Raw genomic sequence first — 22,784 nt, 5'->3', positions numbered from 1 at the left:
CCCTCGCAGAGCTGCGGAGTACGGCCGGAACACGGCAAACCGTAGGGGAAATATAAGGCCTCAGCGGTCGATGCGGACCGTCACACCGGCCAGTTGGTCCTCGACCTGACGGATATCGGCGTCGACCATGATCTGCGCCAGCTCGGCCACCAGGACCGTCGGCTTCCAGCCAAGCAGGTCGTGGGCCTTGGAGGCGTCGCCGATGAGGGCGTCGACCTCGCTCGGGCGCTCGTACTTGGGGTCGTACCGCACATGGTCGGTCCAGTCGAGACCGGCGTGCGTGAAGGAGGACTCGACGAACTCGCGGACGGTCGCGGCCACCCCGGTGGCGACGACGTAGTCGGTGGGCTCGTCCTGCTGGAGCATCCGCCACATGGCGTCCACGTACTCGGGGGCGTAGCCCCAGTCGCGCACCGCGTCGAGGTTGCCGAGGTAGAGGTGGTCCTGGAGGCCGGCCTTGATACGGGCCACCGCGCGGGTGATCTTGCGGGTCACGAAGGTCTCGCCGCGGCGCGGGGACTCGTGGTTGAAGAGGATCCCGTTGACGGCGAACATGTCGTACGCCTCGCGGTAGTTCACCGTGGTCCAGTACGCGAAGACCTTCGCGGCGCCGTACGGGCTGCGCGGGTGGAACGGGGTGGCCTCGTTCTGCGGGGGCGGGGTCGCACCGAACATCTCGGAGGACGAGGCCTGGTAGATACGGGTGTCGACACCGCTGGCCCGGATGGCCTCCAGCAGCCGCAGCGCGCCGAGGCCGGTCACGTCGCCCGTGTAGAGCGGGGCGTCGAAGGAGACGCGGACGTGGGACTGCGCGCCGAGGTTGTAGACCTCGTCGGGGCGTATGTCACGGAGCAGGTTCACGAGGGCGACGCCGTCGGAGAGGTCGGCGTGGTGCAGGACGAAGGACCGGTTGGCGGTCTGCGGGTCCTGGTAAATGTGGTCGACCCGCTCCGTGTTGAAGCTGGAGGACCGCCGCACGAGCCCGTGCACCGTGTAGCCCTTGGAGAGCAGGAGCTCGGCGAGGTACGAGCCGTCCTGTCCGGTGACTCCGGTGATCAGTGCGGTCTTGCCCATGGGGTCCCCTTGCTGGTGGTTTCTGTCGGTCGTGGTGAGGCAGTGCCTCGGGGTGGGTGCGGAGCCGGGCCCTGCGGGGCGGCGCGCCGAAGGGTCGGGTTGCGGCCAGGGGGCTGGATGCGTACCGTACACGGCCGCCCCGGACGCCCCCTGCGGGGCGCCCGCCGTCTCGTGGTCCTGACGCCGCCCGGCACGCGCCCGGTTCCGGAGCCGCCGAGATCCCGACCGGCCCGACGGCCGGGTGCCGGGTGCCGGCCACTGCCGGCACCGTCAGGCCCGCCGGATGCGGGTCGACGGCCGATTCCGGGCCGCCGCCCACGGCCGGACCCGGGCAGCGGGTCGCGGCCGGGCGCGAACTGTCGCCCTGGACCGTGAGGTCCGCCGCGACCGGGGCCGCGCCGGTGGCGCGGGCTCCGGCCGTGGACCCCTGCGCCCCCTGCGGGAGCGGACTGGCATCATCGGCGGTATGACAAGTTCGCTGCCGCTCCTGCCCCCGAACGCCCGCGTCTTCGTCGCGGGCCACCGCGGCCTCGTGGGGTCCGCGGTCGCCCGGCGGCTCACCGCCGACGGCCATGAGGTGCTCACCCGGGGCCGCGCCGACCTCGACCTGCGCGACGCCGCCGCGACCGCCGCGTACCTGAAGGACGTCCGCCCGGACGCCGTGGTGCTGGCCGCCGCCAAGGTCGGCGGGATCATGGCCAACAGCACGTACCCGGTGCAGTTCCTGGAGGAGAACCTGCAGATCCAGCTCAGCGTGATCGGCGGCGCGCACGCCGCCGGCGTGGGCCGGCTGCTGTTCCTGGGATCGTCCTGCATCTACCCGAAGCTGGCCCCGCAGCCGATCCACGAGGACGCCCTGCTGACCGGCCCGCTGGAGCCGACCAACGAGGCCTACGCCCTCGCGAAGATCGCCGGCATCGTCCAGGTCCAGTCGTACCGCAAGCAGTACGGGGCCTCGTACATCTCGGCCATGCCGACGAACCTCTACGGCCCGGGCGACAACTTCGACCTGGAGACCTCGCACGTCCTGCCGGCCCTCGTCCGGCGCTTCCACGAGGCCGCCGCGGAGGGCCGTGACGAGGTCACGCTGTGGGGCTCGGGCACCCCGCGCCGGGAGTTCCTGCACGTGGACGACCTGGCGGCGGCCTGCGCCGTGCTGCTGAACACCTATGACGGCGACGAGCCGGTCAACATCGGCTGCGGCGAGGACCTGACCATCAGGGAACTGGCCGAGACGGTCGCCGAGGTGACCGGCTTCCGCGGCCGGCTCGCCTGGGACACGTCCAAGCCGGACGGGACCCCGCGCAAGCTGCTGGACGTGAGCCGCCTGACGTCGCTCGGCTGGAAGCCCGGCATCCCGCTGCGGGACGGCATCGCCGCCACGTACGAGTGGTGGCGCGAGCAGAGCTGATCGCACAGGCGGCCCGGGCCCCTCAGTACGCTCCGCGACCGTCTACGACGGCGCGGAGCGTGCGGCCCATGACGTCGACATCACTGGTGAAGGACCAGTTGTCGACGTACTGCAGGTCGAGCTGGATGGTTTCGTCCCAGGACAGGTCGGACCTTCCGCTGATCTGCCACAGTCCCGTCATCCCCGGCCGGACGGTGAGCCGGCGCAGCTCGACCTCGTCGTACTTCGCCACCTCCTCCGGAAGCGGCGGGCGCGGGCCGACCAGCGACATGTTGCCGATCAGTACGTTGATGAGCTGCGGGAGTTCGTCCAGCGAGGTGCGGCGCAGCAGCCGGCCCACCCGGGTCACCCGGGGGTCGCGGCGCATCTTGAACATCAGGCCGTCGTTCTCGTTGGCCCCGGACAGCTCGGCCTTCATGGCGTGTGCGTCCACGACCATCGTGCGGAACTTCCACATGACGAACGGGACGCCGTCGCGGCCGATCCGCCGCTGCCGGTAGAAGGCCGGGCCGCGCGAGCCGAGGCGGATGGCCAGGACGATCCCCAGCAGGATCGGGGAGAGGAGCAGCAGTCCGGCCGCGGCTCCGACCCGGTCCAGGGCGGACTTGAGCAGGGTCTGCACCCCGCGGCTGACGGGCGGCGCCACCCGCAGCACGGCGAGCCCGCCCGCGGACAGGGTCTCCAGCCGCTTGACGGAGACCTCCACCAGCCCGGGGAAGACGGCGAGTTCCAGCCCGGCGTCGTGCAGGGCCCAGGCGATCCGGCGCAGCCGCTCCCCCGTGATCCGCACCCCGGGGGCCACCAGCACCAGGTCGGCGTGGTGGCTGGCGACGGCGCCGAGCACGGCCGCGGAGTCGCCGTTCGGGGCCTCGGGGGTCGATCCGTCGAGCCGCGCCGCCACGGGCACCCCGCTGGCGAGCGGTCCGGCACCGACCGGGACCACGCCGACGACGACGTACGGGTGGTCGGTGCGGGCGGCGAGGTGCGCGATGACGTCCTCGGCCGCGTCGGGCTCGCCGACGACCAGGACCCGGCTGACGGCCTGGGCCTCGCGGCGGGCGGCCGAGAGGTGGCGGTAGGTCAGCTTGTGGCAGGCGACGGTGATGAGCAGAGCGGGCAACAGGGCCCCGAGAGCGGACAGTCGGGGGGTGGCCTCTTCGGTCACCACGCGCGCCACGGCCAGAACGCCGATCAGAATCAGCCAGTCGTGCAGGACCGGCAGCACACCGCGGGACTCCCCGAGCGTCCGGGTCGCGTAGCGCCGGCGCAGCGCCTGCACTCCGGTCCACGCCACGGCGGCGGCCAGGGCGCAGTAGACGGGCCGGACCTGCTGCGCGGCGTCGAAGACGAGTCCTACCGGGATGGCGGCGCCGAGGAAGTCGGCGGCGATTGCGGCAGGGCGGTACCAACGGGCCTTGTCCCCGAGGCGCCGTGCGGGCGCAAGGGACTCCCGGGCCGCTCTGGCCACTCTTTGCGCAGGAATATGGACATGCCTCATGGGCCCCCCTGGCACGTGGTCTATGACAGTGGCGGGTGCCCATCGCTTCCCCTGGCAACGAACATCTGCCGCACCGGGAAACAGTACGACAAACACCCGTACGGTAAATGCCGTTTGGGTCAACGCAGCCTCTTGTTGCGCAAGTGTTAGCAACCGGTAGCAGGCGTTCCGCATGTCGAACTACCCAGGAAGCACACGGAGGTGAATGGTCCGGATACCGGATACGTATCTTCGAACAACGGACCTTTTCCGGCCAACCTTTTGACGCGGCCCTGACATCTGTCGTCGCGAGTGGCAATCTTCGACCGTTCATCGCACCAGCCCTGCTCTGCCCGGAGGCCCACCCAGCCTTCCGGAACCCCCCTTGCAGAAGGAGTCTGCGTTGAGGTCCACCCCCCAGAGGCGTGCCACCGCGGCCGGCGCTCTCGTTGCAGCGGCAGCCCTGCTCGCCGTCGGCATACAGACCGGCACCGCAACCGCCGACGCCACCGCGTCACAGGCACCCACGGCCTCCCAGCCCAACCCGGGCGCGGCCAACCGCGCACTGAGTGCCTCGGAGCGTGCGACGCTCCTGGCCGAGGCCAACTCGACCACCGTGCAGGCCGCCAAGGCGCTCGGCCTCGGCAGCGGCGAGAAGCTCGTCGTCCGCGACGTGGTCCAGGACGCGGACGGCACCACGCACACCACCTACGAGCGCACCTACGACGGACTCCCGGTCCTCGGTGGTGACCTCACCGTCCACGCCAAGGACGGCGTCACCAAGAGCGTGACCAAGGCGACCAACCACGAGATCAAGGTCGCCGACACCAGCGCCACCGTCACCCCGGCGGCCGCCGAGAGCCAGGCCGTCTCCGCCGCGAGCGCCGAGGGCTCCAAGGAGGCCAAGGCCTCCAAGGGCGCCCGCAAGGTGATCTGGGCGGCCGAGGGCGCGCCGGTCCTCGCGTTCGAGACCGTCGTCGGCGGCCTCCAGCACGACGGCACGCCGAACGAGCTCCACGTGGTGACCAACGCCAAGACCGGCGCCAAGATCACCGAGTGGCAGGCCATCGAGACCGGTACCGGCAACACGATGTACAGCGGCCAGGTGACCCTCGGGACCACCCAGTCGGGCAGCACCTGGAACCTGACCGACGCCGCGCGCGGCGGCCACAAGACGTACAACCTCAACCGTGGCACCGGCTCCGGCACCGGCACGCTGTTCTCCGGCCCGGACGACATCTGGGGCAACGGTCTGCCGTCCAACCTGGAGACGGCCGGCGGTGACGCCCACTACGGCGCCGCGGTCACGTGGGACTACTACAAGAACGTGCACGGCCGCAACGGCCTGCGCAACGACGGCGTGGCCCCGTACAGCCGGGTCCACTACGGCAACGCCTACGTCAACGCGTTCTGGAGCGACTCCTGCTTCTGCATGACGTACGGCGACGGCGAGGGCAACAACAAGCCGCTCACCTCCACCGACGTGGCCGCGCACGAGATGACCCACGGTCTGACCTCGGTCACCGGCAACATGACCTACAGCGGTGAGCCCGGCGGTCTGAACGAGGCGACCTCCGACATCATGGCGGCGGCCGTCGAGTTCTACGCCAACAACCCGCAGGACGTCGGCGACTACCTGGTCGGCGAGAAGATCGACATCAACGGCGACGGCACCCCGCTGCGCTACATGGACAAGCCGAGCAAGGACGGCGCGTCCAAGGACAGCTGGTACTCGGGCCTCGGCGGCATCGACGTCCACTACTCCTCGGGCCCGGCCAACCACTGGTACTACCTGGCCTCCGAGGGCTCGGGCGCCAAGGTCGTCAACGGCGTGAGCTACGACTCGCCGACCGCGGACGGCCTGCCCGTCACCGCGATCGGCCGTGACGCCGCCTCGAAGATCTGGTTCCGCGCGCTGACGGTGGGCTACTTCAAGTCGAACACCAACTACGCCGACGCCCGCGTCCAGACCCTGAAGGCCGCTGCCGACCTCTACGGCCAGGGCTCGACGATCTACAACAACGTCGCCAACGCGTGGGCCGGCGTCGCCGTCGGATCCCGCATCTCCAACGGCGTCACGGTCACCCCGATCGCCAACCAGAACACCGTCACGGGCAGCGCCGTCAGCCTGCAGGTCCAGGCCACGAGCACGAACCCGGGTGCGCTGAGCTACGCGGCGACCGGCCTGCCGGCCGGCCTGTCGATCAACTCCTCCAACGGCCTGATCTCGGGCACGGCCTCCACCGCGGGCACGTCCAACGTGACCGTCACGGTGACCGACTCGCAGAACCAGACCGGTACCGCGGCGTTCACCTGGACGGTCGGCACCACGCAGCCGAGCGTCTTCGAGAACACCACGGACTACCAGATCGCGGACAACGCGACCGTCGAGTCCCCGATCAACGTGACGCGCACGGGCAACGCCCCGAGCGCCCTCAAGGTGGACGTGAACATCGTCCACACCTACGTCGGTGACCTGGTGGTCGACCTGGTCGCCCCCGACGGCAGCGTCTACAACCTGCGCAACCGCACCGGCGGCAGCGCGGACAACATCGTCCAGCAGTTCACCGTGAACGCCTCCTCCGAGGTCGCCAACGGCACCTGGAAGCTCCGCGTCAGGGACGCCGCCAGCCTGGACACCGGCTACATCAACAGCTGGAAGCTCACCTTCTGACCCCACGGGGCAGGGTGAACGACAGCTGAGCAGACAGACCACGGGGCCGCCCGGGAGGAATCCTCCCCGGGCGGCCCTGTTCCATGGCCCGCGTCAGCCCAGGTTGCGGAAGATGGCGGTGAGGAGGTCTTCCTCCTCCTCGTCGTCACGGTTCTGGTTCTGGTTCGGGTTCTGGTTCTGGTTCTGGTTCGAATTCTGGTCGCTCTGGTCGTCGCGGCCCGGCCAGGTGCCGTTCCCGCCGTTGCCGCCGGTCCCGCCGTTGCCGCCGTTGCCGCCGGTCCCGCTGTCCGTCTGCTCCTCGTCGGCCTCGTCGTCCCGGGGCCGGTCGTCGCGGCCCGGCCAGGTGCCGTTCCCGCCGTTGCCGCCGGTCCCCGAGTCCTCCTCGGCCACCGGCTTGAAGTAGACCGAGACGACCTCCACCCGCTGCGCCTTCTCCCCCGGCTTCAGCACCTTCTCCGCCTCGCCCTCGCAGCTGCGGTTGTCGAAGAGGACCGCCAGCGACTCCGTCTCGTTGCGCACCTCGATGGCGGGCTCGTCGCGGGAGGTGCGCGTCAGCAGGTAGCAGGTGTCGTTGTCGGCGGGCCGGATCTGGCCTCTTCTCTCCGAGCCGGCCGCGTCCAGGTACTGGTAGTGGAGCGTGCCGAGGGCGCGTTCGCCGTGGTCGTCGGCCACCGACGGGCCGGCGGTGGGCAGGGCGAGCGCGAGAGCGCCGACGAACACGGCGGCGGTCGAGCGAAGACGCATGGGGAAATCCGTTCCTCGGGTTCCGCGGATACCGGTCCGGTGGCATCCTCGGGCAGCGTAGGAGCGGAGGAGCCCGCTGAATCGATTCGGCATGCCCAGTACGTTCGAAGGTTCACCCGTGAGGTCCCAGCCGTACGGCCCTCCGCACGGTCTCCCCGCCTACGGCCTCAGTTCCGTACGGCCGGTGCCCCCGCCGGGTCCTCGGCCCCGGTGGACTGCGTGCGGGGCCGCGGGAGCGGAGCTGCGGCGGCCGGCGTCCCGCCGCGTAGCAGGAGGAAGACCGCCAGCGCACCGGCCAGCCCCATCGCGGCCGAGACCAGGAACGTCTCGCGCAGACCGCTCGCGAAGGCGGCCTCCACCAGCCCCGTCAGCGCCTCGCGGGCCGCACCCGCGGGGGCTTGGGCGAGCACCTGCCCGGCGCCGCCGGAGGCCAGCGGCTCCGCCAGCCCCCGGCCGCCCTCACCGAGCCCGGAGCGCAGCCCCGCGTGGAAGACCGCGCCGAGCACGGCGATGCCGAGGGCGGTGCCCAGCTGGCGCGCGGTGTTCAGGGCGCCGCCCGCCATGCCCGCCCGGGCCGGGGCCACGGCCCCCATCGCGGTGGCGGCCAGCGCCGGGGTCGCGGCGCCCACCCCCACGCCGGTCACGAGCAGCCCGGGCACCAGGGCGGTCCAGCCGTCCCCGGCGTCGAGCATCCAGGCCTGGAGCAGCGCGCCGAAGCCGATCAGCAGCAGTCCGCCGCCGATGGTCAGCCGGGGCGGGACCGCGTGCAGCAGCCGTCCGGCCACCGCGGCGACGACGAAGCCGGCCGCGCTGAGCGGCAGCAGCACCAGGCCCGCGCCGACCGGGCCCATCCCCTCGGCGGACTGCAGCCAGAGGGAGACGTACATGAGGTACGAGAACGCGGCGCCCGACAGCAGCAGTCCGGCGGCCATGACGGCGACGAAGGTTCGGCTGCGGAAGAGCGAGAGGTCCAGCATCGGGCGGGTGCTGCGCAGTTCGACGAGGACGAAGGCGGCGAAGGCGGCCGCGCCCAGGCCGAGCAGGCCGAGGGTGGTGGGCGAGCCCCAGCCGTTCTCGCCGACGCGGATCACGGCGTAGGTGACGGCCGCGGCGCCCGCGGTGAAGGTGGCCATGCCGGGCAGGTCGAGGCGCGCGGCGTGCGGGTTGCGGGACTCGGCCACCGCCTTGAGGGTGACGTACACGGCCAGCGCGCTGACGGGCAGGTTGATGAAGAAGATCCAGCGCCAGCCGAAGTTCTCGGTGAGCAGCCCCCCGATGATCGGCCCGGCCGCGGCGGCGGCGCCGTTGACCGCGCCCCAGACGCCGAAGGCCACCCCGCGGTCGCGGCCCTGGTAGGACGCGCTGAGCAGGGCCATGGTGGTGGCGAACATGGCGGCTCCGCCGATGCCCTGGACGGCGCGGAAGGCGATCAGCTCGGCCGGGCCGGTGGCCAGCCCGCAGGCGAGCGAGGCGGCGGCGAAGAGACCGAGCCCGATGAGGTAGACGCGGCGGCGGCCGATCCGGTCGGCGAGCGAGCCCGCTCCCAGCAGCAGCGCGGCCAGGGCGAGGGCGTAGCCGTCCATCACCCACTGGAGGCCGGCGAATCCGCCGAAGGAAGAATCGGAGGCCATGTCGGCGGACATGTCGGGCAGGGCGACGGTCACGATCGTGACGTCGACCAGGAGCATGAATGCCCCGAGGCAGACGGCCGTCAGGGGCAGCCATTTGCGCATGGGAGTTCTCCTCGGGTGTGCACAGGGGCGGGGTCGCGGGCGGGTCCGCGGTGACCCCAAGGTCCCACCGCCCACCTCCCTTCCCCCATCCAGCGGCCCGGTTCTGCTGGATTTCCTTCATCAGAGCCCCTGCAATGATGGAAACCATGAACGAGACGCAGCTGGACGCACTCGACCAGTCCCTGGTGCACGCCCTCGTGATCGACGGCCGGGCCTCCTTCAGCCGGCTCGCCGAGGTGCTGGAGGTCTCCGACCAGACCGTCGTACGCCGCTACCGGCGGCTGCGGACCGCCGGTCTGGTCCGGGTGGTCGGGCTGCCGCAGGGCAGCCGCGTCGGCCTGTTCGAGTCCTGGCTGCGGGTGCAGTGCGCCCCCGACGCGGCGCTCCCGGTGGCCGAGGCGCTCGCCCGCCGCCCGGACATCGCGTGGGTGACCCTGAACTCGGGCGGCACGGAGGTCCACTGCATGACCCGGGCCCGTACCCGCAGGGACCGGGACACCCTGCTGCTGGAGAAGCTGCCGCGCACCCGCCGGGTGACCGGCATCAGCGCCCACACCATCCTGCGGAAGTTCTTCGGCGGGCCCGACTCGTGGGCGGGCGTGGACGTGCTGCGCCCGGATCAGATCGCGGCCCTGGAGCGGCCCGCGGCCCCGCCCGGGCCGGACCGGTACGCCCTGGACGAGACGGAGTTCGCGCTGCTCGCGGTGCTGGGCCGGGACGGGCGCGCCGGGTATCCGGAACTGGCCCGCGCCACCGGGCTGTCGGAGTCGACCGCCCGCCGGAAGGTGGAACGGCTGCGCGATCTCGGGGCGCTCTTCTTCGACGTGGAGTTCGTCCCCTCGCTCTTCGGCTACGAGGCCGAGGCGACGATGGTGCTGACCGTCCCGCCGGCCCGGCTGGCGGAGGTGGGGGCCGCGCTGGCGAGCCACCGCGAGGTGCCGTTCGCGGCGGCCGTGACCGGGGCGGCCTCCCTGATGGCGGTGGTCGTGTGCCGGGACACCGACGCGCTCTACACGTACCTGACCGAGCGGATCGGCGCGGTGGACGGCGTGGGGCAGGTGGAGGTGATCCCGGCCCTGCGCAGCGTCAAGCGGGCCGGGATGCTCGTGGAGGGCGAGCGGCTGGTGGATCCGCCGCCCGCCCCCTGAACCGGTACCGCCACGGTGCCTACCGCAGCAGCACCCCGCCGCCCGCGTCCGTCTCCACCGGGGCCGCGACCAGCCCCAGTTCCGCCGGGGTCGCCAGCAGCGGGTGCGCGGGCAGGATGCGCACCGTGTAGCCGAAGGGACCCGTACGGTCGAGGGCGAGCGGGCCCTCGTACACCCAGCGGCCCTCCATGTCGGGCCCCGCGGCCGGCTTGAGCGGGAAGCTCCGCCCGTCCCGGATCACGTCCTGCGGGTCCACCCGGCCGGCGAAGGCCTGGACCTCCACGTCCTCGGGGGTGAGCGTGTCCAGGGCCACCTGCACGCGCAGGGTGAGGGTGGCACCGAGTTCGGCGGTGCCGCCCACCGGAGCCGCGGCCAGCGTCTCCACGTGCTCGACGGAGACCCGCGGCCAGGCCGCCCGGGCCCGCCCCTTCCACCAGGCGAGGTCACGGGCCGCCTCGGCGTCCAGGGCCCGGTGGGCGAGCGCGGCCGGCGCGTACAGCCGCTCCACGTACTCCCGGACCATCCGCCCGGCGAGCACCTTCGGTCCCAGCGAGACGAGCGTGCGCCGGACCATCTCGATCCAGCGCACCGGGAGCCCGCTGTGCCCGGCCCGGTCGTAGAACCGGGGCGCGACCCGGTTCTCGATCAGCTCGTAGAGGGCACTCGCCTCCAGGTGGTCGCGCCGGTCCTCGTCCGCGCCGAGCCCGTCGGCGGTCGGGATGGCCCAGCCGAAGTCCGGCTCGAACCACTCGTCCCACCAGCCGTCCAGCACGGACAGGTTGAGGCAGCCGTTCAGAGCGGCCTTCATCCCGCTCGTGCCGCACGCCTCCAGCGGCCGCAGCGGATTGTTCAGCCAGACGTCGCAGCCCGGGTAGAGCTTCTGCGCCATGGCCATGCCGTAGTCGGGCAGGAAGACGATCCGGTGCCGCACCCGCGGGTCGTCCGCGAAGCGGACCAGTTCCTGTACGAGCCGCTTCCCGCCGTCGTCGGCCGGGTGCGCCTTGCCCGCCACCACGATCTGCACCGGCCGCTCCGGGTCCAGCAGCAGCCTGCGCAGCCGGTCCGGGTCGCGCAGCATCAGCGTCAGCCGCTTGTACGAGGGCACGCGCCGGGCGAAGCCGATGGTCAGCACGTCGGGGTCGAGTACGGAGTCCACCCAGCCCAGTTCGGCCGCGGCGGCCCCGCGCTGGCGCCACGAGGCGCGCAGCCGGTCCCGTACCTCCTGCACCAGTTGCTCGCGCAGCACCCGCCGCAGGTCCCACACGTCCTGGTCCGGGATCTCGGCGACCGCGTCCCAGCGCGGGGAGCCGCCGACCGACAGGGCGTCCTCGGTTCGGCCCACACCGATCTGGCGGGCGCCGAGCCGGACCACCTCGGGGGCCACCCAGGTGGGGGCGTGCACCCCGTTGGTCACGGAGGTGATGGGCACGTCGGCCGGATCGAAGCCGGGCCACAGACCGGCGAACATCTCCCGGCTGACCGCGCCGTGCAGGGTGGACACCCCGTTGGCCCGCTGGGCCAGGCGCAGGCCCATGACGGCCATGTTGAACACGCCGGGGTCGCCGCCGGGATAGGTCTCGGCGCCCAGTTCCAGGATCCGCTCGACGGGTACGCCGGACAGTTCCCCGCCGTCCCCGAAGTGCCGGGCGACCAGGGCCCGCTCGAAGCGGTCGATCCCGGCCGGGACGGGGGTGTGCGTGGTGAACACGGTCCCGGCGCGCACCGCCTCGACGGCGGCGTCGAAGCCGAGGCCCTGCTCCCGCTCCAGTTCCCTTATGCGTTCGAGCCCGAGGAAGCCGGCGTGCCCCTCGTTGGTGTGGAAGACCTCGGGATCGGGATGGCCGGTGATCCGGCAGTACGCGCGCACCGCGCGCACGCCGCCGATGCCGAGCAGCATCTCCTGGAGCAGCCGGTGGTCGCTGCCGCCGCCGTAGAGCCGGTCGGTCACCTCGCGGGCCGCGGCGTCGTTGTCCTCGACGTCGGAGTCCAGGAGCAGCAGCGGTACGCGGCCGACGCGGGCCTGCCAGATGTGGGCCTGCAGGGTGCGTCCGCCGGGCAGGGTCAGCGAGACGCGGGCGGGGGTGCCGTCGTCCTGGCGGAGCAGGCCGAGCGGGAGTTCGTTGGGGTCGAGGACGGGATAGTGCTCCTGCTGCCAGCCGTCGCGGGAGAGCGACTGGCGGAAGTAGCCGTGGCGGTAGAGCAGGCCCACCCCGATGAGCGGGACGCCGAGGTCGCTGGCGGCCTTCAGGTGGTCCCCGGCGAGGATGCCGAGGCCGCCGGAGTATTGGGGCAGGGCGGCGGTGATGCCGAATTCGGGGGAGAAATAGGCGATGGCGGCGGGCAGTTCCACGCCGTTCTCCTGGCTCTGGTACCACCTCCCGCCGTTCACGTAGTCATCGAGGTCGGCCGCGGCGACGGCGAGCCGGCGCAGGAAGCGGCGGTCCGCGGCCAGTTCGGCGAGCCGGGTCGCGGAGACCGCGCCGAGCAGCCGGACGGGATCGCCGCCGGCGGCCTGCCAGCCCTCGGGGTCGACGGATTGGAAGAGTTCACGGGTCTCGGAATGCCACGACCAGCGCAGGTTGCGCGCGAGCTCGGTCAGCTGCAGCAGGGGTTCCGGGAGGACGGGGCGCACGGTGAATCGACGGATAGCCTTCACGTGTTCCACCTTCGCAGGGGATTACGGATCGGAGCGGCCGCACCACGCTGTGCACCCGCGCATCACCCCGGGAAGGCTAGCGGCGCCCGCGCCTTCCGGCCATGGGCCCTCGGCGGGGCTCACCGGCCGCTGCGGGCCCGGTCCTCCTCCAACAGGTCGTCCAGATAGGGCCGCAGCACCTCCGGCAGGGCTGCGCGGTCCATCGTGCGCAGCAGGGCGAACGCCGGTTCCGCCAGGAAGTGGCCCAATGCGAGCAGTGCGTGCAGGTGGGACTCCAGCGCGTCGTGGTCCTGCTCCCGCACCGCGGCCCGGGCCAGCGCGCCGCACAGGTAGCGGCCCACCTCGGGCGCCCAGGAGTTCGGCCAGTCGGCGATGGCCTCGGCGGCGGAGCACCGGGTCCGGGGGTCGGGTGAGCGCAGCCTCGGTGCGCACTCCCGGGCCCGGGGTTCGGCCTCCAGGCGGTCCCACTCGGCCAGCCCCCGCGCGCCGGGTCCGGACAGCAGCACCCGGGCCGTGCAGCCGGGGTCCAGCCGGTCCACGGCCCTGCCGTAGACCTCGATCCGCTCCAGGACCACCCACGCCCCGCCCGGGGTGCGCAGCCCGAGCCCGGAGTGCGGGGCTCCGCGCAGGCAGCGTACGGCGACCCGGGTCGCGTCGCCGACGGGTTCGGCGGGCCCGGAGACCTGCAGCCGGGCGGCGCGGACGAGCAGCGCGGCCAGGACCGGGGAGTCGGCGCAGCGGCCTGCGAGGCGGACCAGCGCGGCGTCGCCGAGGGCCGGTTCGACGGCGGGCAGCGCGTCGATCTGCGCCGCCAGGGCGGCCGGGTCGTCCTCGCGGCCGACGGCGTCGGCGAGGGCCTCGGCCAGGTACCGCTCCTGGTCCGGGCCCCAGGCGACGTCCAGCGCCCGGCGTGCGGCGGCCTCCCGCCGCCGGGGGTCGGCCGCACGCAGCTGTGCGCCGATCAGTTCGTGCAGTGCCTCCGAGTCCATGGGGCATTGTCCCCCGTCCGGATGACAGGTCGGGCGCGGCACGGGACGGCCGCCGGGGCCTGCGCGCGCCGTTCGGTGGGGCTGATGCCGTACGCCTCGCGGAAGGCGCGGCTGAAGACGGCGGCGCTGCCGAAGCCCCAGCGGGCGGCGATGGTGCGGATGGGCCGGTCGAGCAGTTCGGGCCGGGCGAGGTCGGCGTGGCAGTGTTCCAGCCGGAGCCGGCGGATGGCGGCCGCGACGCCCTCGCCCCGGTCCTGGAACATCAGGTGCAGTCGGCGCACCGAGATGTGGTGGCGGTCGGCGACGGACCGCGGGGTCAGGCCCGGGTCGCCGAGGTTGTGGCCGATGAAGGTGTCGATCCGTTCCAGCAGCGCGCGGGGGCCCGGATCCGCCGGGGGTTCGCTGCCGGTGCGCTCGCCCGCGCCCGAGTGCTGCCCGGCCAGGCAGGCGGTGAGCAGGTCGGCCGCGACCCGTCCCAGCCGGTCCAGGTCCCTGGGCGCGCATTCGGCTCCGTGCGATTCCAGGGTCTCCAGGAACCGGCCGGCGATCGCCCCCATGCCCGTCTCGCCGGAGATGCGGCGGGCGAGCAGCCGCTGCGCCTCGTCGATCGGCACGGGCGACGCGCTCCCGGGCAGCCGGACCTCGACCGTCGTCCTCGACCGCATCGTTCAAGACCCCCGATTCACCGGTCACTCGTCCCTTTCGGCATGACGGGCCATTGTCTCCCGGTGCGGCCCTCGCCGGGCTTCCGGGCGGAGTGCGCGGGGCCCGTGGGGCAGGTGGTTCCCGCCCCGTCCGCGCCCGGGCAGCGCGCCGCGGCCGCCCCTACGTCACCTAGTTCCGGCCGACTTGACGGAGACCCGGCGGATGTCGACCCGGGGCTTGGTATCTGCCGTGCCACTACGTACGAGTAGTTAACCGAGCGCGCGGATTGGGCGGGATGAGAGTGGGAAGGGCTCCCCGGGTACACGTCGTACACGCACGGCGCACCCGCCCACAAACCCTCTCCCCGCCACCCGAGTGAACGCGGACAGGAGCGGCCATGCCCGCAGCCCAGCCGTCCACTGAGCGGCTAGAAACAGAGCGAACAGAGCGTGCACTACCAGTCGTGCTCACGGCTGGCCTGTTGTCACCGAGCCCTGCGAACTGCCCCCAGGTGATCCCATCATGATCGGTCGCATTCCCGTGCTGGACGTCCGCCCCGCCGTCGACTGCGGCGCCAGACCCGCAAAGGCGGTCGTGGACGAGGTCTTCGAGATCTCCGCCACCGTGTTCCGCGAAGGACACGACTCCGTCGCCGCCCACCTCGTCCTGCGTGATCCGGGCGGGCGGCTGCGGGTCCCCGTGCCGCTGAGCGAACTCGCCCCCGGCACCGACCGGTGGGGGGCCAAGGTCTCCGTCGAGGTCGAGGGGAGGTGGACGTACACGGTCGAGGCGTGGAGCGATCCGGTGGCCACCTGGCGGGCCCATGCCGCGATCAAGATTCCCGCGGGGATCGACACCGGGCTGATGCTGCTCGAGGGCGCGGAGCTCTACGAGCGGGCCGGGGCCCGGATCCCCAAGCGCGACGGGCGCGAAGCCGTCCTGGCCGCCGCCGCGACCATGCGCGACGAGGACCTGCCCGTCGCCGAACGCTACGAGGCCGCCCTCGACCCGGCCGTGGACGCCGCGTTCGCCAGGCGCCCGTACCGGGAGCTGGTCACCGCCTCCAAGCCCCTGCCGCTCCTGGTGGAGCGCAAGCGGGCCCTCTTCGGCTCCTGGTACGAGATGTTCCCGCGCTCCGAGGGAGCGGTGCTGGAGCCCGGCGAGGCCCCGGTCAGCGGGACCTTCCGGACCGCCGCCGAGCGGCTGCCGGCCATCGCGGCGATGGGCTTCGACGTGGTCTACCTGCCGCCCATCCACCCGATCGGGTCCACTTACCGCAAGGGTCCGAACAACACTCTTTCCGCTGGAAGTTGGGACCCGGGTGTGCCGTGGGCCATCGGCTCCACCGAGGGCGGGCACGACGCGGTCCACCCGGAGCTCGGCACCATCGAGGACTTCGACGCCTTCGTCGGGCGCGCCCGCGAACTGGGCATGGAGATCGCGCTGGACTTCGCGCTGCAGTGCTCCCCCGACCACCCGTGGGTGGAGAAGAACCCGCAGTGGTTCCGCCACCGGGCCGACGGGACGATCGCGTACGCCGAGAACCCGCCGAAGAAGTACCAGGACATCTATCCGATCCACTTCGACACCGACATGGCCGGCATCGTCGAGGAGACCTGCCGGATCCTGCGGCACTGGATGGACCACGGCGTCCGCATCTTCCGGGTCGACAATCCGCACACCAAGCCGGTGGTCTTCTGGCAGAAGGTGATCGCGGACATCAACAAGTCCGACCCGGACGTCATCTTCCTGGCCGAGGCCTTCACCCGGCCCGCGATGATGCGGGCGCTGGCCGCCGTCGGCTTCCAGCAGTCGTACACGTACTTCACCTGGCGCAACACCAAGGCCGAGCTGACCGAGTACCTGACCGAGCTGGCGGACACCCCCTCCGCCTCGGTCATGCGGCCGAACTTCTTCGTCAACACGCCGGACATCCTGCACGAGTACCTGCAGCACGGCGGCCGTCCCGCCTTCGAGGTCCGGGCCGTCCTGGCCGCCACCCTCTCGCCCGCCTGGGGGGTCTACGCCGGCTACGAGCTCTGCGAGAACACCCCGGTGCGCGAGGGCAGCGAGGAGTACCTGAACTCCGAGAAGTACGAGTTCCGGCCGCGCGACTGGGCGGCCGCCGACCGCACCGGCGCCACCATCGCCCCGCTGATCACCGCCCTGAACCGGCTGCGCCGCCGCAACCCCGCGCTCCAGCAGCTGCGCGACATCCACTTCCACTCGACCGACAACGAACAGGTGATCGCCTATTCGAAGCACGCCGGAGCCAATTCCGTACTGGTGGTCGTCAACCTCGATCCGCACCACACCCAGGAGGCGACCGTGTCGTTGGACATGCCGGTACTCGGCCTCGACTGGCACGGGTCCCTCGCGGTGCGCGACGAGCTCACCGGCGAGACCTATCACTGGGGCAGGGCGAACTACGTGCGCCTAGAGCCGGGCCGAACGCCCGCGCACGTACTGGCCGCTCTGCGACCGTCCCCGCCCACCGGAGGGTCACCCACCACATGATGATCAACGATCCCGTCCACGACACCTTCGAGGACACCCCCGCCAAGGACCGCGATCCCGACTGGTTCAAGCGGGCGGTGTTCTACGAGGTCCTCGTCCGCTCCTTCCACGACAGCAACGGCGACGGCGTCGGGGACCTCAAGGGGCTCACCGGCAAACTGGACTACCTCCAGTGGCTCGGTGTCGACTGCCTCTGGCTGCCGCCGTTCTTCGCCTCACCCCTGCGCGACGGGGGTTACGACGTCGCCGACTACACCTCCGTGCTGCCCGAATTCGGCGACCTCGCCGACTTCGTGGAGTTCGTGGACGCCGCGCACACCCGCGGCATGCGGGTGATCATCGACTTCGTCATGAACCACACCAGCGATCAGCACGAGTGGTTCCAGCAGTCGCGCAAGGACCCGGACGGCCCGTACGGCGACTACTACATGTGGGCCGACAACGACAAGCAGTACCAGGACGCCCGCATCATCTTCGTCGACACCGAGACCTCCAACTGGACGTACGACCCCGTACGCAAGCAGTACTACTGGCACAGATTCTTCTCCCACCAGCCGGACCTCAACTACGAGAACCCGGCCGTGGTGGAGGAGATCGTCTCCGCCCTGCGCTTCTGGCTCGATCTCGGCATCGACGGCTTCCGCCTCGACGCCGTGCCCTACCTGTACGCCGAGGAGGGCACCAACTGCGAGAACCTCCCGCGCACCCACCAGCTCCTCAAGCGGGTCCGCGCCGAGATCGACGCGCACTACCCGGACACCGTGCTGCTCGCCGAGGCCAACCAGTGGCCCGAGGACGTCGTCGACTACTTCGGCGACTACCAGAAGGGCGGGGACGAGTGCCACATGGCGTTCCACTTCCCCGTGATGCCGCGCATCTTCATGGCGGTGCGGCGAGAGTCCCGCTACCCCGTCTCCGAAATCCTGGCCAAGACCCCGGCGATCCCGGACCGCTGCCAGTGGGGCATCTTCCTGCGCAACCACGACGAGCTCACCCTCGAGATGGTCACGGACGAAGAGCGCGACTACATGTACGCCGAGTACGCCAAGGACCCGCGGATGCGGGCCAACATCGGCATCCGGCGCCGGCTCGCGCCGCTCCTGGACAACGACCGCAAGCAGATGGAGCTGTTCACGGCCCTGCTGCTGTCGCTGCCCGGTTCGCCGGTGCTCTACTACGGCGACGAGATCGGCATGGGCGACAACATCTGGCTGGGCGACCGCGACGGCGTCCGCACGCCGATGCAGTGGACCCCGGACCGCAACGCCGGTTTCTCCTCGTGCGATCCGGGCAGGCTGAACCTGCCGGTCATCATGGATCCCGTCTACGGGTACCGGGTCACCAACGTCGAGGCCGCGATGTCCTCGCCCTCCTCGCTGCTGCACTGGACCCGTCGGCTGATCGAGGTCCGCAAGGCGAACCCGGCCTTCGGACTCGGCTCGTACACCGAACTGCCGTCGTCGAACCCGGCGGTGCTCGCGTTCCTCCGTGAGCACGGGGACGACCTGGTGCTGTGCGTGCACAACTTCTCGCGCTTCGCGCAGCCCACCGAGCTCGATCTGCGGTCGTTCAACGGACGGGTCCCGGTGGAGCTCACGGGTGATGTGCGCTTCCCGCCGATCGGCGAGTGGCCGTACCTGCTGACCCTGGCGGGCCACGGCTTCTACTGGTTCCGGCTGCGGAAGGAACAGCGCGGCGAGCGACGCGCCAATTAGCCGGGAGCCGGTCCAGGGCCGGGTGAGCCGAAGGAGCGCGGCCCGCATGTCGGGCCCGAGGCGCTCCGGAGGCGAACCGGGCCTTCACACCAGGGGGCGGGCAGCTCGAATGGGTCAATCGCCCGCCCCTGTACGGACCATCCTGACCCGACACTCGCACATGCCGGAGAAGCAACTGCCGCGCATCCGGGACACTCTGCGCATTCTGTGACGGCCCGGGGAAAGGACGCGACGCCATGTCGGAGGCTGCATCCGCCCGGAGCCGGCTGACGGCCGACCGGGCCGCCGGGATCGCTCCACTGGAGCCGATGCTGAAAGCCTGGCTGCCCGCACAGCGCTGGTTCGCGGGCAAGGGCCGCACCATCAGCAGGCTCAGGACCGTCTCGGCGGCCGAACTGCTGCCGCCGGGATCCACCCCCGGACTGCTGCACCTGCTCCTCGACGTCGACGGGGACTGCTACCAACTGCTGCTGGGCATCCGCCCGTCCCTGCCGCCCGCCCTCGCGCCCACCCTGATCGGGCATGCCGAGGACGGTCCGTACGCGGGCCGGGCGGTCTACGAGGCGCTGGGCGATCCCCGGCTCGCGGCCATGCTGCTGGAACGGCTGCGCTCCCCCGGGACCCTCGGGCCGCTGCGCTTCGACCGGGACCCGGCCACGCCGATCCCTGCGGGGCTCACCCCCCGGCCGCTGTCCGGGGAACAGACCAACTCCTCGCTGATCTACGGAGATTCGTTCATCCTGAAGGTGTTCCGCCGGGTCGGCCCCGGGGTCAACCCGGACCTGGAACTGCCCAGGGCGCTGGCCGCCGCCGGCTGCACCCGGGTCCCGGCCCCCGTCGCCTGGTACGAGGCCGAGCCGCCCGGCAGCGAAGCGCTGACCCTGGGCGTGCTCCAGCCGTACCTGCGCGGCTCCGACGACGGCTGGCAGCTCGCGCTGCGCCGGCTCGGCGCGGGGGCCGACTTCACCGCCGAGGCGCACGCGCTCGGCCGGGCCACGGCCGAGGTGCACAGCGCGCTGGCCGCGGCGCTGCCCACGGTCGCGCTCGGCCCGGAGCAGACCGCCCGGCTCGCGGCGGGGATGACGGCCCGGCTGGCCGCCACCGCCCGGGAGGTACCCGCGCTGCGGCCCTACGAGGCCGGGCTGCGGGGCGCCTTCGACGCGCTGGCGGCCTCCCGGGGGGCGGGGGTGCCCGCCCAGCGGATCCACGGGGACCTCCATCTGGGTCAGACCCTGCGCACCCTCGACGGCGGCTGGTCGTTGATCGACTTCGAGGGCGAGCCGGCCCGGCCGCTGGCCGACCGGCGCCGCCCCGAACCGGCGGTGCGCGACATCGCCGGGATACTGCGCTCCTTCGACTACGCCGCCCGCTCGCACCGGCCGTTCGCCCCCGCCTGGGCGGACGACTGCCGGGCCGCCTTCTGCGAGGGCTACGCCCGCACCACCGGCCGGGACCCCCGCGAGGACCCCGTGCTGCTGCGCGCGTACGAGACCGACAAGGCGGTGTACGAGGCCCGTTACGAGTCCCGGCACCGCCCCGACTGGCTGCACGTCCCGATGGCCGCGATCCGGCGGCTCTCGGAGCCCGTGCGGCCCGCCCACCGCGTGCCGCCGACCCCGTCCGCCCCCGGCTCCATCTCCCCCCACCCCCACCCCCACCCGAAGCCCCCGAGGAGGCCGCTCGCGTGAGCGCCGCACGACAGCCGTCACCGACCGTCCGCGAGGAAGCCGTACCCGTCCCGGCGGCGGCGAAGAAGGCCCGGACGCCCCGGGCCCGCCGCGCCGCCCCTCCGCACGGCGTCCGGCCGGCGCCCGCACTCGGCGCCGACGAACGGGCCCGGCTGCTGGAGGGCCGCCACCACGATCCGCACGCGGTGCTGGGGGCCCGCACCCAGCGGGGCGGGGTGGCCTTCCGGGTGCTGCGCCCCCACGCCAAGGCGGTCACCATCGTCGCCAAGGGGCTGCGTGCCGAGCTCTTCGACGACGGCGACGGACTGTTCTCGGGGCTGCTGCCGCTGACCGGCGTACCGGAGTACCGGCTCCTGGTCACGTACGACAGCGACGAGATCGAGGTCCACGACCCCTACCGGTTCCTGCCCGCCCTCGGCGAGCTGGACCTGCACCTGATCGGCGAGGGCCGCCACGAGCAGCTGTGGAAGGCGCTCGGCTCCGAGCCGATGGAGCACCAGGGGGTGGCCGGGACCCGCTTCACGGTGTGGGCGCCGAACGCCCAGGGGGTCCGGGTCAGCGGGGACTTCTCCTACTGGGACTCCGTCGCCTACCCGATGCGCTCGCTGGGCTCGACCGGGGTGTGGGAGCTGTTCCTGCCCGGGGTGGGCGCCGGGACGCTCTACAAGTACGACATCACCCGCCCGGACGGCAGCCACACCCTGCGCGCCGACCCGATGGCCCGCTCGGCGGAGGTCCCCCCGGCGAACGCCTCGGTGGTGACCTCGTCCCGGTACGAGTGGCAGGACGCGGCGTGGATGGCCGAGCGCGGCGCCCGGCCCCCGCACCAGGCCCCCTTCTCGGTGTACGAGCTGCACCTGGCGTCCTGGCGGCCCGGGCTGTCCTACCGGCAGCTCGCCGAGCAGCTCCCGGCGTACGTCAAGGAGCTGGGCTTCACGCACGTGGAGCTGATGCCGGTCGCCGAGCACCCCTTCGGCGGCTCGTGGGGCTACCAGGTCACCGGTTTCTACGCGCCGACCTCGCGGATGGGCACCCCGGACGACTTCCGCTTCCTCGTGGACGCGCTGCACCGGGCCGGGATCGGGGTGATCGTCGACTGGGTGCCGGCGCACTTCCCGCGCGACGACTGGGCCCTCGCGGAGTTCGACGGGCGGCCGCTGTACGAGCACCAGGACCCGCGGCGGGCCGCGCACCCGGACTGGGGGACGCTGGAGTTCGACTACGGCCGCAAGGAGGTCCGCAACTTCCTCGTCGCCAACGCCGTGTACTGGTGCGAGGAGTTCCACGTGGACGGCCTGCGCGTGGACGCGGTGGCCTCGATGCTCTACCTCGACTACTCGCGCGCCGAGGGCGAGTGGGCGCCCAACGAGCACGGCGGGCGGGAGAACCTGGACGCGGTCGGCTTCCTCCAGGAGATGAACGCGACGGTGTACCGGCGCTGCCCGGGGGTCGTGACGATCGCGGAGGAGTCCACGGCGTGGACGGGCGTGACCCGGCCGACCGATTCCGGCGGGCTCGGCTTCGGCCTGAAGTGGAACATGGGCTGGATGCACGACACCCTGCGCTACATGTCGAAGGAGCCGGTGCACCGCAAGTACCACCACCACGACATGACCTTCGGGATGATCTACGCCTTCAGCGAGAACTACGTGCTGCCGATCTCGCACGACGAGGTGGTGCACGGCAAGGCCTCGCTGGTGTCCAAGATGCCCGGGGACGACTGGTGGCAGAAGCGGGCCGCTCACCGGGCCTACCTGGGCTTCATGTGGGCCCATCCGGGCAAGCAACTGCTGTTCATGGGGCAGGAGTTCGCCCAGGGGTCGGAGTGGTCGGAGGTGTACGGGCCGGACTGGTGGGTGCTGGACGACTCCTACGCGGCGGCCGGCGACCACCGGGGCGTGCGGAACCTGGTGCGCGACCTGAACCGCACGTACACGGCGGCGCCCGCCCTGTGGGAGCGGGACACCGTGCCGGAGGGCTTCGCCTGGGTGGAGGCGGACGCCGCGGAGGACAACGTCTTCGCGTTCCTGCGGTACGCGCAGGACGGCTCGCAGCTCCTGGCGGTGTCGAACTTCTCGCCCGTGGTCCGGCACGGCTACCGCATCGGGGTGCCCGAGGAGGTGCCGCTGTGGCGGGAGGTGCTCAACACCGACCTGGAGGTCTACGGCGGCAGCGGCATCCACCACACGCAGCCGATGCGGCCGGAGCCGGTGCCGGCGCAGGGCCGCCCGGCGAGCCTGCGCATGACCCTCCCGCCGCTGGCGACGGTCTGGTTCCGGCCCCAGGTCTGAGGCTCCGGGCCCGGAGCCGGGG

At 72.2% G+C, this 22,784-nt stretch carries 14 protein-coding genes; 7 read left to right on the top strand and 7 right to left on the bottom strand.

What is annotated here, in order from left to right:
- Positions 1–60: 60 nt before the first annotated feature.
- Positions 61–1,074, bottom strand: a complete 1,014-nt coding sequence (gene gmd, locus JYK04_RS28970) for a GDP-mannose 4,6-dehydratase (RefSeq protein WP_189742990.1) — start codon at positions 1,072–1,074, stop codon at positions 61–63.
- A gap of 466 nt (positions 1,075–1,540) precedes the next feature.
- Here gmd and JYK04_RS28965 point away from each other — a divergent pair, with 466 nt between their 5' ends.
- Positions 1,541–2,485, top strand: a complete 945-nt coding sequence (locus JYK04_RS28965) for a GDP-L-fucose synthase family protein (protein WP_189742991.1) — start codon at positions 1,541–1,543, stop codon at positions 2,483–2,485.
- 22 nt (positions 2,486–2,507) lie between these two features.
- On the opposite strand, the gene JYK04_RS28960 is transcribed toward JYK04_RS28965, so the two are convergent.
- Entirely contained in the window at positions 2,508–3,983 is a 1,476-nt protein-coding gene (locus JYK04_RS28960; protein ID WP_189742993.1) for a sugar transferase, read from the bottom strand.
- Between the two features lie 382 nt (positions 3,984–4,365).
- Here JYK04_RS28960 and JYK04_RS28955 point away from each other — a divergent pair, with 382 nt between their 5' ends.
- Positions 4,366–6,636: a M4 family metallopeptidase gene (locus JYK04_RS28955; protein ID WP_189742995.1), complete on the top strand. Its 2,271-nt coding sequence runs from the start codon at positions 4,366–4,368 to the stop codon at positions 6,634–6,636.
- Positions 6,637–6,729: 93 nt separating this feature from the next.
- Here the strand turns inward: JYK04_RS28955 and JYK04_RS28950 are convergent, their stop codons facing one another.
- Both JYK04_RS28950 and JYK04_RS28945 read right to left on the bottom strand, forming a co-directional pair.
- Complete coding sequence (locus JYK04_RS28950; RefSeq protein ID WP_189742997.1) at positions 6,730–7,380, bottom strand: hypothetical protein; 651 nt, start codon at positions 7,378–7,380, stop codon at positions 6,730–6,732.
- A gap of 167 nt (positions 7,381–7,547) precedes the next feature.
- Complete coding sequence (locus JYK04_RS28945; RefSeq protein WP_189742999.1) at positions 7,548–9,113, bottom strand: MFS transporter; 1,566 nt, start codon at positions 9,111–9,113, stop codon at positions 7,548–7,550.
- A 146-nt stretch (positions 9,114–9,259) separates the two neighbouring features.
- Between JYK04_RS28945 and JYK04_RS28940 the strand changes: the two genes are divergently transcribed.
- Positions 9,260–10,261 (top strand): Lrp/AsnC family transcriptional regulator, encoded by a 1,002-nt coding sequence (locus JYK04_RS28940; protein WP_229876342.1) that lies wholly within the window; start codon positions 9,260–9,262, stop codon positions 10,259–10,261.
- Between the two features lie 19 nt (positions 10,262–10,280).
- Here the strand turns inward: JYK04_RS28940 and glgP are convergent, their stop codons facing one another.
- From glgP to JYK04_RS28925, 3 genes are all read right to left on the bottom strand, one after another.
- Positions 10,281–12,917, bottom strand: a complete 2,637-nt coding sequence (gene glgP / locus JYK04_RS28935; RefSeq protein ID WP_189743003.1) for an alpha-glucan family phosphorylase — start codon at positions 12,915–12,917, stop codon at positions 10,281–10,283.
- A 119-nt stretch (positions 12,918–13,036) separates the two neighbouring features.
- Positions 13,037–13,906 carry a serine/threonine-protein kinase gene (locus tag JYK04_RS28930; RefSeq protein WP_189743005.1) on the bottom strand — a complete coding sequence of 290 codons (870 nt, stop codon included), beginning with the start codon at positions 13,904–13,906 and terminating at the stop codon, positions 13,037–13,039.
- Positions 13,879–14,520, bottom strand: a complete 642-nt coding sequence (locus tag JYK04_RS28925; protein ID WP_189743007.1) for a helix-turn-helix domain-containing protein — start codon at positions 14,518–14,520, stop codon at positions 13,879–13,881. The genes JYK04_RS28930 and JYK04_RS28925 overlap by 28 nt, the downstream gene beginning before the upstream one ends.
- 553 nt (positions 14,521–15,073) lie before the next feature.
- On the opposite strand from JYK04_RS28925, the gene JYK04_RS28920 reads away from it, so the two are divergent.
- From JYK04_RS28920 to glgB, 4 genes are all read left to right on the top strand, one after another.
- Complete coding sequence (locus JYK04_RS28920; RefSeq protein ID WP_189743009.1) at positions 15,074–17,068, top strand: alpha-1,4-glucan--maltose-1-phosphate maltosyltransferase; 1,995 nt, start codon at positions 15,074–15,076, stop codon at positions 17,066–17,068.
- Positions 17,065–18,783: a maltose alpha-D-glucosyltransferase gene (gene treS / locus JYK04_RS28915; protein WP_189743011.1), complete on the top strand. Its 1,719-nt coding sequence runs from the start codon at positions 17,065–17,067 to the stop codon at positions 18,781–18,783. The genes JYK04_RS28920 and treS overlap by 4 nt, the downstream gene beginning before the upstream one ends.
- Before the next feature lie 236 nt (positions 18,784–19,019).
- Complete coding sequence (locus tag JYK04_RS28910; RefSeq protein ID WP_189743014.1) at positions 19,020–20,471, top strand: maltokinase N-terminal cap-like domain-containing protein; 1,452 nt, start codon at positions 19,020–19,022, stop codon at positions 20,469–20,471.
- Positions 20,468–22,762 (top strand): 1,4-alpha-glucan branching enzyme, encoded by a 2,295-nt coding sequence (gene glgB / locus JYK04_RS28905; protein ID WP_189743015.1) that lies wholly within the window; start codon positions 20,468–20,470, stop codon positions 22,760–22,762. Before JYK04_RS28910 ends, glgB begins: the two co-directional genes overlap by 4 nt.
- Positions 22,763–22,784 lie beyond the last annotated feature (22 nt).

The organism is Streptomyces nojiriensis (assembly GCF_017639205.1).
GTDB classification, from domain to species: domain Bacteria; phylum Actinomycetota; class Actinomycetes; order Streptomycetales; family Streptomycetaceae; genus Streptomyces; species Streptomyces nojiriensis.
Note: the sequence above shows the minus strand (reverse complement) of the source record. Positions and strands in the feature narration are given on the sequence as shown.